Annotated in this window: 13 protein-coding genes; 4 read left to right on the forward strand and 9 right to left on the reverse strand. The window is 69.3% G+C overall.

Going from position 1 to position 14,606, the window contains the following annotated elements; all coding sequences use genetic code 11:
• The first annotated feature begins 24 nt into the window (after nucleotides 1–24).
• From JHE00_RS10975 to JHE00_RS10985, 3 genes are read left to right on the forward strand one after another with little or no spacing between them, the layout of a single operon-like run.
• Nucleotides 25–1,056, forward strand: a complete 1,032-nt coding sequence (locus JHE00_RS10975) for an ABC transporter substrate-binding protein (protein WP_307831889.1) — start codon at nucleotides 25–27, stop codon at nucleotides 1,054–1,056.
• A 29-nt stretch (nucleotides 1,057–1,085) separates the two neighbouring features.
• A complete protein-coding gene (locus tag JHE00_RS10980) occupies nucleotides 1,086–2,087 on the forward strand; it encodes a FecCD family ABC transporter permease (protein ID WP_504739428.1) in 1,002 nt (333 codons plus the stop codon).
• Complete coding sequence (locus tag JHE00_RS10985) at nucleotides 2,084–2,887, forward strand: ABC transporter ATP-binding protein (RefSeq protein WP_200317551.1); 804 nt, start codon at nucleotides 2,084–2,086, stop codon at nucleotides 2,885–2,887. Before JHE00_RS10980 ends, JHE00_RS10985 begins: the two co-directional genes overlap by 4 nt.
• A gap of 24 nt (nucleotides 2,888–2,911) precedes the next feature.
• Here the strand turns inward: JHE00_RS10985 and pstB are convergent, their stop codons facing one another.
• The 9 genes from pstB to JHE00_RS11030 all read right to left on the reverse strand — a co-directional run bounded on the left by pstB (nucleotide 2,912) and on the right by JHE00_RS11030 (nucleotide 13,549).
• On the reverse strand, nucleotides 2,912–3,691 hold the full coding sequence (pstB, locus tag JHE00_RS10990; RefSeq protein ID WP_200317553.1) for a phosphate ABC transporter ATP-binding protein PstB: 780 nt from the start codon (nucleotides 3,689–3,691) through the stop codon (nucleotides 2,912–2,914).
• A gap of 38 nt (nucleotides 3,692–3,729) precedes the next feature.
• Nucleotides 3,730–4,815, reverse strand: coding sequence for a phosphate ABC transporter permease PstA (gene pstA, locus JHE00_RS10995; protein WP_200317555.1), 1,086 nt, complete (start codon nucleotides 4,813–4,815; stop codon nucleotides 3,730–3,732).
• The gene (pstC, locus tag JHE00_RS11000) at nucleotides 4,815–5,759 is read right to left on the reverse strand and encodes a phosphate ABC transporter permease subunit PstC (protein WP_307831890.1); all 945 of its coding nucleotides are present in this window, start codon (nucleotides 5,757–5,759) and stop codon (nucleotides 4,815–4,817) included. The genes pstA and pstC overlap by 1 nt, the downstream gene beginning before the upstream one ends.
• Before the next feature lie 87 nt (nucleotides 5,760–5,846).
• On the reverse strand, nucleotides 5,847–6,944 hold the full coding sequence (pstS, locus tag JHE00_RS11005; RefSeq protein ID WP_200317557.1) for a phosphate ABC transporter substrate-binding protein PstS: 1,098 nt from the start codon (nucleotides 6,942–6,944) through the stop codon (nucleotides 5,847–5,849).
• A gap of 244 nt (nucleotides 6,945–7,188) precedes the next feature.
• Nucleotides 7,189–7,851: a phosphate signaling complex protein PhoU gene (gene phoU / locus JHE00_RS11010; RefSeq protein ID WP_200317559.1), complete on the reverse strand. Its 663-nt coding sequence runs from the start codon at nucleotides 7,849–7,851 to the stop codon at nucleotides 7,189–7,191.
• Between the two features lie 104 nt (nucleotides 7,852–7,955).
• The gene (locus JHE00_RS11015; RefSeq protein ID WP_200317561.1) at nucleotides 7,956–9,347 is read right to left on the reverse strand and encodes an LCP family protein; all 1,392 of its coding nucleotides are present in this window, start codon (nucleotides 9,345–9,347) and stop codon (nucleotides 7,956–7,958) included.
• 2,168 nt (nucleotides 9,348–11,515) lie between these two features.
• Nucleotides 11,516–12,295, reverse strand: a complete 780-nt coding sequence (locus JHE00_RS11020) for a GGDEF domain-containing protein (RefSeq protein WP_200317563.1) — start codon at nucleotides 12,293–12,295, stop codon at nucleotides 11,516–11,518.
• Between the two features lie 125 nt (nucleotides 12,296–12,420).
• Nucleotides 12,421–12,825: a VOC family protein gene (locus JHE00_RS11025; protein WP_200317565.1), complete on the reverse strand. Its 405-nt coding sequence runs from the start codon at nucleotides 12,823–12,825 to the stop codon at nucleotides 12,421–12,423.
• Between the two features lie 79 nt (nucleotides 12,826–12,904).
• Complete coding sequence (locus tag JHE00_RS11030; RefSeq protein ID WP_200317566.1) at nucleotides 12,905–13,549, reverse strand: winged helix-turn-helix transcriptional regulator; 645 nt, start codon at nucleotides 13,547–13,549, stop codon at nucleotides 12,905–12,907.
• A 72-nt stretch (nucleotides 13,550–13,621) separates the two neighbouring features.
• On the opposite strand from JHE00_RS11030, the gene JHE00_RS11035 reads away from it, so the two are divergent.
• Nucleotides 13,622–14,581 (forward strand): sigma-70 family RNA polymerase sigma factor, encoded by a 960-nt coding sequence (locus tag JHE00_RS11035; protein ID WP_200317567.1) that lies wholly within the window; start codon nucleotides 13,622–13,624, stop codon nucleotides 14,579–14,581.
• Nucleotides 14,582–14,606 lie beyond the last annotated feature (25 nt).

The following is a 14,606-nucleotide window of genomic DNA, read 5'->3' on the forward strand; positions in this document are numbered from 1 at the left end:
GGGCCCTCGACGCAGAGGAACGCTGTGGCCTTCCCGCTCCGCCGTCTCGCCCTTCCGCTTTCGCTGGCCCTGCTGGTCCCGCTCGCCGCGTGCGGTGGCACCGGTGGCACCGGCGACGACGACCGGGCCGCTCCCGGCTACCCGCGCACCGTGGACAACTGCGGGGTGCGCACCACCGTCGAGGCGCCGCCGCAGAAGGTCGTGTCGCTGAACCAGGGCACCACGGAGATCCTGCTGTCGCTGGGGCTGGCCGACCGGATCGTCGGCACCGCGACGTGGACCGACCCGCTGCCCGACGACCTCGCGGCCGCCAACGAGGGCGTCCCGAGGCTGGCCGACAACATGCCGTCGTTCGAGTCGGTGCTGAGCACCGAACCCGACTTCGTCACCGCGTCCTTCGTGGCGACCCTCGGCAAGGGCGGCGTAGCCACACGCGACCAGTTCTCCGAGCTCGGCGTGCCCAGCTATCTGTCCCCTTCGGACTGCACGAAGAACAACGAGGGCGCAGGCGACGGGCGCAGGGACACGACACTGACGATGGACACGATCTACACCGAGGTGCGTGAGCTGGCCACGCTCTTCGACGTGGAGGAGCGCGGCGAGCGTCTGGTGTCGGAGCTGCGCGGCAGGCTCGAACGGGCGACCGACGGCCTCGATGCCTCGGGAGTCACGCTGCTCTACTGGTTCGCCAACTCGGAGGCGCCCTACCTCGCAGGCTGCTGCGGCGCCCCTGGCGTGATGACGAAGGCGGTCGGCGGCGAGAACGTCTTCGACGACACCCGCGACGAGTGGCCGCAGATCAACTGGGAGACGGTGGCCGAACGCGATCCCGACGTGCTCGTGATCGGTGACCTGACCCGGAAGTCGCAGACGGCGGAGACCGCCGCGAAGAAGATCGAGTTCCTGGAGTCGCACCCGGTGACCCGCAACCTGAAGGCCGTGCGGGACAAGCGCTACGTGCTGCTCAGCGGGCAGGCGCTGAACCCGTCGATCCGCACGGTCGCCGGTGTCGAGGAGCTGGCCGCGAAGCTGCGCGAGTTCGGGCTCGCCGGGTGAGTCTCGCGCAGCTGACGCGGCGCTCGCGGCTGCCGCTGGTGCTGCTCGGCGGGGTGGTGGCGCTGGCGCTGTCGATCGCGCTCGCCATCACCTTCGGCCCCGCGAACATCGAGGTCGGCGAGGTCTGGTCCGCGGTGGTCGCCCGGCTCGGCATCGGCGAGTCGGGGTTGTCGGCCATCCGCGACGGCATCGTGTGGAACCTGCGCCTGCCGAGGACGCTGCTGGCCGCCGTGTGCGGCGCCGGGCTCGCGGTGTGCGGCGCGATCATGCAGTCGCTGCTGCGCAACCCACTGGCCGATCCGTTCGTGCTCGGGGTGTCCTCGGGCGCCTCGACGGGTGCGGTGCTGGTGGTGGTGCTCGGCGCGGGCGGTGGTGTGGTGTCGATGTCGGCGGGCGCGTTCCTCGGCGCGGTGGCCTCGTTCGCGTTCGTGCTGCTGCTCAGCCACACGCTCGGCGGCACCACCGACCGCGTGGTGCTCTCCGGGGTCGCGGTGATGCAGCTGTTCTCGGCGCTGACGTCGTTCGTCGTGCTGACCTCCGGCGACGCCGAGACCACGCGCGGAGTGTTGTTCTGGCTGCTGGGCTCGCTCAGCAACGCGAGCTGGGCCGAGGTGGGCACGTGCTTCGCGGTGCTCGCCGCGACGTTGCTGGTGTGCGCCGGGTACGCGCGCTCGCTCGACGCGTTCGCGTTCGGCGAGGACGCGGCCGCAACGCTCGGCGTCTCGGTGGCCCGTACGCGCCTGGTGCTGTTGTGCGTGACCGCGCTGCTGACGGCGGTACTGGTGAGCTCGGCAGGCGCGATCGGGTTCGTCGGACTCGTGCTGCCGCACGCCGCCCGCGCGCTGGCCGGCCCGAACCACGCGCGGCTGCTGCCGGTGACCGCGCTCGCGGGCGCGGTGTTCCTGGTGTGGGTCGACACGCTCGCCAGGACAGTGCTCGACCCGCAGGAAGTGCCGGTGGGTGTGGTGACCGCACTCATCGGTGTGCCCGCGTTCGTGCTCATCCTCTACCGCGCGCGAGGTGCCCGATGACCGCCGACGGCATCGCCGCCGAGCGCGTCACGCGCTCGCTCGGCGGCCGGATCGTGCTCGACGACGTCAGCATCGCGCCGGAGGCAGGGGCCACGGTGGGCCTGCTCGGGCCCAACGGTTCGGGAAAGTCGACGCTGCTGCGGCTGCTGGCAGGCGTGCTGGCCCCCACCACGGGTGTGGTGACACTGGACGGCGAGCGGCTCGACGACGTCGGCCGACGTTCGCTCGCGCGCCGCATCGCCGTGGTGGAACAGCACACCGACACCCAGGTGCCGCTCACCGTGCTGGACGTGGTGCGGCTGGGCCGGATCCCGCACCGCCGCACCTGGCTGCCCTCCTCGGCCGAGGACGACGACGCGGTCGGCGCCGCGCTCGAACACGCCGGGCTGACGGACAAAGTGGACAGACGATGGCAGACGCTGTCGGGAGGCGAACGGCAGCGGGTGCAGATCGCCCGCGCGCTGGCGCAGCAGCCGCGGGAGTTGCTGCTGGACGAACCGACCAACCACCTCGACATCCAGCACCAGTTCGACCTGCTGAACCTGCTGGTGGGGCTCCCGCTCACCACCGTGGTGGCGCTGCACGACCTGAACCTGGCCGCCATGTACTGCGACCGGCTGGTGGTGCTCCAGAGCGGGAAGGTGGTGGCGGCGGGCCGCCCCGAAGAGGTGCTCACCGAGGAGCTCATCGAGCGGGTCTACGGCGTGCGTGCCGTCGTGACCCTGGAACCGGAGGGACATCCCCACGTCCGGTTCGTGCGCGCGGGCAGACCCGCGCGCAGCGCGCTTCGGGCGGAGTGACGAGCACCCCGCCCGAAGCGGCGATCAGCCGAAGCGGCCGGAGATGTAGTCCTCCGTGGCCTTCTTGCTGGGTGTGGAGAAGATCTTGGTCGTCTCGTCGATCTCCACCAGCTCGCCGGGCTGGCCGACGCCACGCAGGTTGAAGAACCCCGTCATGTCGCTGACGCGGGCGGCCTGCTGCATGTTGTGGGTGACGATGACGATCGTGTACTTCTCCTTGAGCTCCAGCATCAGGTCCTCGATGGCCTGCGTGGAGATCGGGTCCAGCGCCGAGCACGGCTCGTCCATCAGCAGCACGTCCGGCTGCACGGCGATGGCCCGCGCGATGCAGAGCCGCTGCTGCTGCCCGCCGGAGAGGCCGGAACCGGGCTTCGGCAGCCGGTCCTTGACCTCTTCCCACAGGTTGGCCGCGCTCAGCGCACGCTCCACGACCTCGTCCATCTCGGCCTTGCGGAGGCGCTTGTTGTTGAGCTTGAGCCCGGCGGCCACGTTGTCGTAGATGGACATGGTGGGGAACGGGTTGGGGCGCTGGAACACCATCCCGATCTGCCTGCGGACGTTGACCGGGTCCACGGCCGCGCCGTAGAGGTCGTCGTCGTCCATGAAGATCTTGCCGTCGACCCTGGCGTTGGGCACCAGCTCGTGCATCCGGTTGAGCGTGCGCAGGAACGTCGACTTGCCGCAACCGGAAGGGCCGATCAGCGCGGTGACCGACCGTGGCTGGATCGTCATCGACACGCCCTGCACGGCGAGGAACTTGTCGTAGTAGATGTCGAGATCCTTGACCTCGATGCGCTTTGCCACAGTGCCTTCCTAGTCTTCCTGGTCTTCTCGGACGCCGCTCACGCGCGCGTCTTCGGAGCGAACAGTCGGGAGATGAGCCGGGCCACGAGGTTGAGCACCATCACGATGATGATCAGCGTCAGTGCGGCTGCCCACGCACGGTCGAGGGAGAACTGAGGCGGAACACCAGGGTTCACGTACTCGTAGTACGAGAATACCGACAGCGTCGCCATCCGGCCGTCGAACGGATTGAAGTTGTCACTCGACGTGATACCGACCGTGATCAGCAATGGGGCCGTCTCACCGATGACGCGGGCGATCGCCAGCGTCACACCCGTCGCGATACCGGCGAGTGCCGTGGGGAGCACGACCTTGACGATCGTGCGCCACTTCGGCACGGCCAGCGCGTAGGACGCCTCCCGCAGCTCGTTGGGCACGAGCTTGAGCATCTCCTCGGTGGATCGCACCACCACGGGGATCATCAGCACGCTCAGCGCGATCGCGCCCATGATGCCCATTCGGACCCCGGGACCGAAGATGAGCGCGAACAGGGCGTAGGCGAACAGGCCGGCCACGATCGACGGGATGCCGGTCATGACGTCGACGAAGAACGTGATGGCCTTGGCCAGCTTGCCCCGGCCGTACTCCACCAGGTACACGGCGGTGAGCAGACCCACCGGCACCGAGATCAGCGCGGCGAGCGCCGTGATGATCAGCGTGCCCATGATGGCGTGGTAGGCACCGCCGCCCTCGCCGACGATCCCGCGCATCGAGTACGAGAAGAACTCGGTGTCGAACCGGGCGAGGCCGTTGGACAGCACCGTCACCACGACGGAGATCAGCGGCAGCAGAGCCAGCAGGAACGCGCACGTCACCACCGCGGTGACGAGCCGGTCGGTGGCCTTTCGCGGCCCCTCGACCACGCGCGACCACAGGTAGATGACGGCCGTGTAGACGAGCGCGCCCACCACGGCGGCCCCCGCGGGGCTCCAGTCGGCGAACTGCCACAGACCCAGCGCGGCCAGCGCGACGATCGCCAGTGTCAGCGGCGCCGCTCCCCTCGGCAGCTGTCCCGCGGTGAGCGGAGCGCCTGTGAGCGGTGTGTAGAGGTCGGATTCGGAGCTCTGTGAGGTAGGAGTCGGCATCAGTTGGCTCCCGAGAATTCCTTGCGGCGGTTGATCACCGCGCGAGCCACCATGTTCACGGCCAGCGTGATCGCGAAGAGGACCAGACCCGATGCGATCAGCGTGTTCACCGCGATGCCCGACGACTCGGGGAACTGGAGCGCGATGTTCGCCGCGATCGTCGAGGGGTTGGCACTGCTGATCAGGTTGAAGGTGACGCCGCCGGAGACGGAGAGCACGATGGCGACGGCCATCGTCTCGCCGAGCGCGCGGCCGAGGCCCAGCATCGAGGCACCGATGATGCTCGAGCGGCCGAACGGCAGCGCCGCCATCCGGATCATCTCCCAGCGGGTGGCGCCGAGAGCGAGCGATGCCTCCTCGTGCAGACGCGGAGTCTGCCGGAATGCCTCACGCACCACGGCGGTGATGATCGGCAGGATCATCACGGCGAGCACGATGACCGCCACGAGCATCGTGCGGCCGGTGGCCGACGGTGGGCCCGCGAACAGCGGGATGAACCCGAGGTTCTCGGCGAGCCAGTTCGCCGGCTCGACCGTCAGCGGCGCGAGCACGGTGAAACCCCAGAGGCCGTAGATGATGCTCGGCACCGCGGCCAGCAGGTCGATCAGGTATCCGAGACCCGCGGCGATGCGGCGCGGCGCGTAGTACGTGATGAACAGGGCGATCGCGACCGCCAGCGGCGACGCGATCAGCAGAGCGAAGACGGCCGAGATCAGAGTGCCGAACAGCAGCGGCCAGACGTAGACCGCCACCCCCTCGCCACCCGGGATGTCCTCGGCGGGGGCCGTGAGCGACGGCCAGGCCTCGACGAGCAGGAACGCGGCGACCCCGGCGAGGACCACGAGGATGAGCACGCCCGCCCCCGTGGAAGCGCCGGCGAAAATGCGGTCCCCGGGCCGTTGCGGCACCTTCGGTGCCTTCGGCCTCGTTGTGCTGGGCGGCACTTGGATTCCCTTCTAACCCTTCTCAAAGCGTGTGTCCGGGTGGCCACCAAGAAGAGGTGACCACCCGGACGCTGGAGCTGTTGTTACTCAGCTGTTCGCGGAGATCGCGTCGACCGCGGGCTGGATCTGCTCACGCAGCTTGTCCGAGATGGGAGCCGAGCCGGCAGCGTCGGCCGATGCCTTCTGGCCCTCTTCGCTGATGATGTAGTTGAAGTACGACTTCACGAGTTCGGCCTTGTTGGCGTCGTCGTAGTTGGCGCAGGCGATGCCGTACGACACGAGGACGATCGGGTAGGTGCCGGCCTCGGTGGTGTCGCGGGCCAGATCGTAGGCGAAGCTGTACTCGCCACGGCCCTCGTGCCGCTCCGACACGTCCACGACCGCCGCGGCGGCCTCGGGCGAGTAGGCGACGAACTCCTCGCCGACGCCGACCTTGACGGTGCTCAGCTCGCCGGCCTGGCTGGCGTCGGCGTAGCCGATGGTGCCGTTGCCGTTGGACACGGCCTGGATGACACCCGAGGTGCCCTGGGCGGCCTCGCCACCCGGCACAGGCCAGTCACCGCTGGCCTCGTGCGGCCAGTCGGCCTCGGCCGTGGCCGTGAGGTACTCGGTGAAGTTCTCGGTCGTTCCCGACTCGTCGGAGCGGTTCACCGGGGTGATCGCGGTGTCCGGCAGGTCGGCGTTCGGGTTGTCCTCGGCGATGGCCGGGTCGTTCCACTTCTTGATCTGCTGGTTGAAGATCTTGGCGATCGTCGCGGGCTTGAGGTTCAGCTCGTCGACACCGTCCAGCTTGAAGACCACGGCGATCGGCGAGACGTAGGCCGGGACCTCGACGAGCTCGCCGCAACGCTCCTTGGCCTTGGCCAGCTCCTCGTCGTCCAGGTACGAGTCGGTGCCACCGAAGTCGGAACCGCCGCTGATGAACTGCTCACGACCGCCGCCCGAGCCGATCGGGTCGTAGTTGACCGTCGCGTCGCCGTTCTGGCCGATGAAGCCTGCCTGCCAGGCCTGCTGGGCGGCCTCCTGCGAGCTGGCGCCTGCGCCGGAGATCGTGCCCGACAGGCCCTCGCCGGAGCCCCCGCTGCCGCTGCCCTGCTCGTTGGCCGAGCCGCAGGCCGCCAGGCCGAAGGTGAGCGCGGCTGCCGCTGGGAGGGCGAAAACGCGGCCCAGGGTGGTACGCTTCACAGTTAACCTCTTCCAAGTCTCCGCGGCAGGCAGACGCCTCCGCTGGGGAATCCTCACGTGGTCGGACGCTATGGGCGGCACATGACACCGCAGCGCTGCGTGGATGAACGAAGCCTGAACGAAACGCGACGAAGAGGCGACATCACAGCGACATAACAGAGAAGTGACTCTCTGTTGTCCGGATGAGTGATCGCCGACGTATAGAACATGACAACTGGGTGATCAGTGGTTGTCGATTGCCCGCTTACACGTCACTGCCGGTGTATCCAGGCATCCTTCCGGTGACCACGAACACGATCCGGCGAGCCACCGAGACGGCGTGGTCGGCGTAGCGCTCGTAGAACCGGCCCAGCAGGGTCACGTCCACGGCGGTCGCGACGCCGTGCGGCCAGTCCTTGTCCATGATCACGCTGAACAGGTTGCGGTGGATGTCGTCCACCTCGTCGTCGTCGGCCTCGATGCTGCGAGCCGCCTCGACGTCCTTGGTGCGGATCACTTCCTCGGCCTTGCGGGCCAGCCGGACATCGACCTCGCCCATCTTGGCGAAGGCGGCGCGGACCTGCTCGGGAAGAACCGGGTCCGGGTGGCGTCGCCTCGCGGCCTTCGCGACGTGCAGCGCAAGGTCGCCCATGCGCTCCAGGCTCTCGGCCGCGTGCAGTGCCGCCACGACGATCCGGAGGTCGGTGGCCACGGGCGCCTGCAGTGCGAGGAGGGCGTAGGCCTTTTCCTCGCAGTCGGCGCGCGCGTCATCGACCTTGACGTCGTCGCTGATGACCTGCTCGGCCAGCTTCAGGTCCGAGTCCAACAGTGCTCGGGTCGCCCGCTCCATGGCGTCAGCGACCTGGCTCGACATACCGGAAAGCCGGTCGGCAAGGTTGTCGAGTTCAACGTGGTAAGCCTCGCGCATGCCGCAGACTCTACGACCCGGTAGGCACGGCCGCCGAATTGCCAAATGAACCTGAGGTGAACCCCGGCTAACTCTTTCGGGGACAGCTGCTACACCGGTTCGGGTTACTCCGAGGAGTCCGCCGCCTGCTGCTCTCCGGGGCCGGGCTCCGGCTCGGCGGGCTCCTCGCCGGGCAGCGGCGTGTTGTCGATGAGGGCCTTGAAGAGGTCCGCGGTGTCCTGCTCCAGCAGCTCCTCGTTCGAGTTCTCGTTGGCCTCGCCGACGGTGGGCACGGTCATGAACTCCACCGCTCCCGCGCTGAGGCCCTGCATCGACTGGGCGAGCGTGAGCAGCTGGTCCACACCGATGTTCTCGCCGAACGTCGACCTGGCGAAGGCGTTGACGAACCCGGTGAGCTTGCCGACGTCGAGCAGCACGTCGCGGGAGAGCGTGGCGCTCAGCAGCGAGGACATGAACTCCTGCTGCCGCGACATGCGCCCGTAGTCGGAGAACGTCGGGTCGCTGTAGACCTTGCGGGCGCGCACGAAGTTGAGCGCCTGGTCGCCGCGCAGCACCACGTCGCCCGTCTCGGCGACGATCATCCCGAGCTCCTGGTCCTCCATCGGCTCGTCGATGTGCACGGTCACGCCGCCCACGGCGTCGACCATTCCCTTGAAGCCGTTGAAGTCGATGCCGACGAAATGGTTGATCGCCATGCCGCTGATCTGCTGGATCACCTTGGTGACGCAGCGGGGCCCGCCGACGTTGAACGCGGAGTTGAGCTTCACCACGTCGGCGGCGTCGACGACCTCGCCGTACTCGCCGGTCTCCGGGTTCCACCGCTCGCACTCGGGGCGCGAGATCTCCAGGTCGCGGGGGAAGGAGACGACGACGGCCCGCTTCCGGTCCTTGGGGATGTGGGCGAGCATCACCGTGTCGGAGCGTGCTCCGGGGACGCCGTCTGGGTCGCCGACGTTGTCCTCCACCTCGGCGCCCTCGCGGGTGTCGGAGCCGACGATCAGGAAGTTCTCGTCGCCGAGCTGGCCCTGCGCGTTCTGGATGTCCTTGGAGTTCTGGTCGAGCGCGGCGATCTCGTTGAACTGCGAGTTGAACCAGGTCTTCGCGCCCCAGGCGATGCCGGTGGCGATGAAGACCAGAACAGCGAGCGTGATCGCCGTGACCCGCGCGGCGAGCAGCGTCCGGTTGTTGCGGCGCTCCTTCTTCTCCTGCAGGCGGGTCTGCGGCGAGGCCTGCTGGTCGTCACTCTCGGTCTCGGGCTCCTCGTCCTGGACGAGCGCCGAGCCGCGCTGGCCCACGACGGAGGTCGCGACGGTGACGGCGCGATGCAGCTTCGTGCGGGTCTGTTCGAAGCGCGCGACGAGCTTGTCGCGGCGGTCCCTCCGCTCCTGCTCCTCGGCTTCCAGCTCGTCGTGCGCCGCCGAGAACCGGGCGAGCGAGTTGTCGATCTTGCGCTTGTACTTCGTGGTGTCGTCGACCGGCTCGAGCTGGTCGGTCATCGTCAGCCGGTCCTCGATCGAGGGCGTCGGAGGCGGCTGGAGTGGGCGTCGGGGCCGGGGCGGCGCGACAGGGCGTTTCGGCCCGGGCGCAGGGGCGTCACCGGCTTCGTCGCCGTGGTCCCCTAGCCCGCCCTCGAGCACGGCGGCGACGTTCATGGTCGAGTCGTCCACCGGTGGAGGTGGTACGGCCCGGCTTTGCTCAGGCTGCCGCGGCTCCGCTCGCGACGGACGCCTGCGAGGGCGGTCGGCCCGCGGCAGGTTGTTGCGAGTGGGCTCCTCGCCCGGGGCCTCAGCGTGCGACTGCTCCGTTCGCGCCGGATCGGCGTGCGGCGGCTGGGGTCGGGAGAGTTCCGGTCGTGACGGATCGGGGCGCGACATTTCCGCTCGCGGCGGTTCCGGGCGCGACAGATCCGTTCGTGTCGCCTCGGCGTGCGGCGGCAGGGGGCGCGCTTGCCCCGCTCGTGGCGCTTCGGCGCGCAGAGACTCCGCTCGCGGCGGTTCGGCGCGTGAGGACTCCGCTCGCGGCGCGTCGGGACGCGACGGCTCCGCTCGCGGCGGTTGGGGGCGAGCCGGGGGCTGGTGCGGAGCCTGCGGGCGCGACAAGTCGGGGCGCGCCGGATCTGGCCGCGAGCGCTCCACTCGCGGCGGCTCCGCCAGGCCCGGTTCGGGCAGGGAGCGTTCCGATCGCCGCGTGTCCTGCCGTGGCGGCTCCGCTCGCGGCGGGCCAGGGCGGCGCGGTTCCGGGCGCGACAGTTCGGGATGCGACGGCTGATGTGACGGTTCCGGAGGAGAAGGTTCCCCGCGCGGCCCCCGTGGCGGTTCCGCTCGCGAGCCATTTGCGCGTGGCGGTTCCGATCGAGGCGGTTCCACCAATGACGGCGGAGCGTGTGGCGGCTCCGGGCGCAAGCCGTTGGCGCGCGGTTGGTCCGTTCGCGGCGGTGCCGCGTGTGGCGGCTCCGCTCGCATCCCCGCTGCACGCGGATGGTCCGCTCGCGGCGCTTCCGGACGCGGCACCTCTGGACGTGACAGCTCCGGACGCGACAGCTCCGGACGCGGCGCCTCTGGACGCGAAGGTTCCGGACGGGACAGTTCCGGGCGCGACGGCTCCGCTCGCGGATCGCGTGCCGACGGCTCCGCTCGTAACCCTTCGCCGCGCGACGGCTCCGCTCGCGGACCGCGCGGCGACGGCTCCGCTCGTAACCCTTCGGCGCGCGAAGGGTCCGTTCGTTGCCGTTCGGCGCGCGGGGGTTCCGCTCGTGACGGTTCGGGGCGCGACAGGTCCGTTCGCGTGGCCTCCGCTCCCGGCACCTCAGGGCGCGACGGCTCCGCTCGCAGTCCCTCGCTGCGCGAAGGCTCCGTTCGCGGCCGCTCAGCGCGCGGGGGCGCCGTTCGCGGCGGTTCGAGTGGAGCCGGGTCGTGTCGGGGCGGTTCGGCGCGCAGCGCGTCGGCCCGCCTGGCCGGCTCCGCGTGCCTCGGTTCGGCGTGCGCGTCGTCCGGTCGGGAGGGTTCGGATCGGGGCGGGGGCGGGGACTGTTGCCTTCGCGACGGCGCCGACGGCGCCGACGGGGCCGGCGGGGCCGCGGGTGCCGGCGGGGCCGCGGGTGGTCCGTGCTGGGCCGGTCGGGGGTACTGGCCCGAGTTCGTCGGTTCCTGTCCTGGGGCCGCCGATGGCGGCGCCGCAGAGGGGGGTTCCTCTCGGCGCGGGGTCGAGTGGCGCCGGGGCCGCACCGCGCCGGAGGCCGGGTCATTTCCTGAGGGCGGCTCGACCGGCCTGGCCTGTCTTGGTGGGACCGGCCGCTCGCCCGTCTCGAACTGCGGCCGTCTACCGGTGTGTCTTGCGACGACGTCGGAAACGCTGATGCCGCCCTGGCCGTCGTCCAGGGAGCGCCTGCGCTTGCGTTCCGCGTCCTTGCGGTTCCGCTGCGCGAGAGCACGCCATTCGTCGGCCTGTGAACTCGTGCCGGGAGAGTCGGCGTCGTCGGACACGCACTCTCCCTTCACAGTCTGGTCTTGGTCACCCACGGATCAGTTGATTGATCGTCCTGTGGACAGCGTTCGTTATCGTACGGATATCCGCCGTTCGTGACGACACCATGCCGTGACTTTTTTACGCAGAGTTGCGCTCGGCAGATTCCGGCCACGGGTGAGGGATCAAGCATCGGCACACGTCACGGGCATGGCCGAGTGGCGTGAGTACGGAGAGTGGGAAGGAAGCGAACGAGGCCGCGCTCACGATGGGCCACCAGATTGCGTCCCGCACGCTTTGCCGCGTACAGCAACGCATCGGCTTCTGCCAGCTGTTTCTGTGGATCATCCAGGCGCTCGCTCGTGCCGGAGAACGGCGCCACACCAACGCTGACCGTCACGGAGAGTCCCGGACGTACGTGCGTCCACGGGAACCCGGCGACGCGGGCGCGAGCACGCTCCGCGAGCGCCACCGCCGCCGCGGGCCCGGCCCCCGGAGCGACGAGCACGAACTCCTCGCCGCCGTAGCGCGCGCAGAAGGCGTCCGGCGGAAGGGTTTGCTGCAAAAGCGCTACGACTCGTTGCAACACCTGGTCGCCGACCTGATGCCCGAACCGGTCGTTGATGTGTTTGAAAAGATCGATGTCGACGAGCGCGACCGAGGGCGCGCGGAGCTCGCCGAGGCGCCTGTCGAGGTAGCGCCGGTTGTAGGTGGCCGTGAGCGCGTCGGTCAGGCTCTCGTGTCTGGCCTGCGCGCGCTCACGGCGCAACCGCTCCACTTCCAGCTGGTACTGCTCCGGGATCTGCGGGTGGCTGCACGACGCGCCCGCCCGAGCCAGCTCGAGCGCGGACCCCAGGTGTTCGTAGGCCCTGCGCCAGTCCCCCTGCGCGGCCAGTTCGCGCGCGATCGCCTCGTGGGCGGCCAGTAGCCCGGCGGGGTCGTGTGCCCCTGTCGCCGCCGGGGCCGCCCGGTTCACCGCCACCGCGTTCCGTCTCCTCGCCTCATCCCCCGTGATGGGTATTCGTCTCGAGTGAGGCTTTGCTTGAGCGTGCGGATACGGCTGGAAAGTGAATATCGCTCAACCGGACTACGAGAGTGACCGAATGGTCACTGTGGCATGGCGGAAAGGTCCATGTAGGTGACCTCCCACAGGTGACCGTCCGGGTCGGCGAAGCTGCGGCCGTACATGAAGCCGTGGTCCTGCGTCTCGTTCGCGGCCGAGCCGCCCGTCGCGAGCGCCTTGTCGCACATTTCGTCGACCTTGGCTCTGCTCTCCAATCCGAGCGCGATGATCGCTTCGGTCGTCGTCGTGGCGTCCGCGATCTCCTTCTTCGTGAACGTCTTGAAGAAGGTCTCGGTCAGCAGCATCACCACGATGTCGTCGGTGATCATCATCGACGACGCGTTCTCGTCGGTGAAGTCCTTGTTCTGCGTGAAGCCGAGGCCGGTGAAGAACTCGACCGACTTGTCGAGGTTCTTGACGGGGAGGTTGATGAAGATCTGCGTGCCCATGTCGGGTTCCTTTCGTGGTTGTCGCTTGCTCTGGGAGAGAGCTTGCTAAAAACAACCACGGTTGTCAATGGGCAGTTTGCTAGATCCGGAAGATCGTTGCGAACGTCGTGAGCAGGGCCGGGTCGCCCTCCAGGTGGACGCTGCCGTTCTCGATCGCCTCGGCGGGAGTCAGCTCGGCCGCCATCACCGCCTTGATCGCGGGACCGGTGGTGATCACCAGGTCGGCACCGCCGGTGAGCTCGCCCTCGGCGACGTCGAGCTTGCCGCCGTCCACCCGCACGCCGAGCACGATGTCGCCGAGCCGCAGTTCGAAGCTCGCCCGCACGTCGTGGGCGTCGTCGGCATGGAACGTCGAGCGCATGGCCATCACCAGCGAGTCGGGCGTGACGATGTCGTCCGGCCCCGGTTCGCCGAGCGTCCGCGCGCCCCAGCGGCCGAGCGCGAGCACGATCTCCTCGAGGTCCCTGCCGTAGTCGGTGAGCTCGTACACGACGGACCCGTCGGGCCGCGGCAGCACGCGGCGCTCGACGACGCCTTCGGCCTCGAGTTGCTTGAGCCTGGCGGAAAGCACGTTGGTGGGGATCCTCGGGAGTCCACGCCGAAGGTCGGTGAATCGCTTGGGGGCCACCAGTAGATCGCGGATGATCAGCAGCGCCCAGCGCTCGCCAACGAGGTCGGCGGCGTGCGCCAGACCGCAGAACTGTCCGTAGTGTCGCTTACCCATGGTATGAATTCTAGTGCATCATGCTGTTACTGGACTCTGCTTGTTTTATGCAACTCAAATGAGGTGGGCGGGATGACCGACCCCGCGCTGCTCGACCGCCACCGGATCGAGCTGACGGCCTACTGCTACCGGATGCTCGGGTCCGGCTTCGAAGCCGAGGACGCGGTGCAGGAGACCCTCGTGCGGGCGTGGCGGCACCGCGAGCGCTACGACGAGAGCAGGGCCACCGTGCGCTCGTGGCTCTACTCCATCGCCACCAACGTCTGCTTCGACATGCTCCGCAGCGCACAGCGCCGCGCTCGCGCCATGGACCTCGGGCCCGCCGCGCGCCCCGGCACCCCGCTCGGCGCGCCGCTGCCCGAGCACACGTGGCTGCAGCCGGTGCCGGACGACAGGGTGCTGCGTGAGGACGGCGATCCCGCCGAGGTGGCCGTGGGCAGGGAGACGGTGCGGCTGGCGTTCGTCGCCGCACTGCAGTTGCTGCCGCCGAGGCAGCGGGCGGTGCTGATCCTGCGGGACGTGCTCCGCTGGAAGGCCGACGAGGTGGCCGCGCTGCTGGAGACCAGTACCGCCTCGGTCACCAGCGCGGTGCAGCGAGCGCGCGCCACGCTCGGCGGCGCCGGGCTCGGCGAGGACCCCTCGTCCGGCCCACTCGACGAGCGGCAGCGAGCGCTGCTCGACCGCTACGTGACAGCCTTCGAGGCACACGACGTACACACCCTCGTCGCGCTGCTGCACTCCGACGCCACGATGTCGATGCCGCCGTTCGCCTGGTGGCTGAGCGGTCGCGACGACATCGCCGCCGTCGTGACCCAATCCGGCCAGCCGTGCGAGCACGATCGGCTGCTGCCGGTGCGTGCCAACGGAGGCCCCGCGTTCGGCCAGTATCGCGACGGCGTGGGCTTCGCGCTGGTGCTGCTCGAACCGAGGGGCGATCGGATCGCGCACACCACGACGTACCTCGACGCGCCGAGGCTGTTCCCGTTCTTCGGTCTGCCGATGAGTTTTCCCGAGCCGGCTCGTACTACCTGAGCAACGACCGGATCGAACGAGAACG

The organism is Prauserella cavernicola (genome assembly GCF_016595675.1).
GTDB lineage: Bacteria > Actinomycetota > Actinomycetes > Mycobacteriales > Pseudonocardiaceae > Prauserella_A > Prauserella_A cavernicola.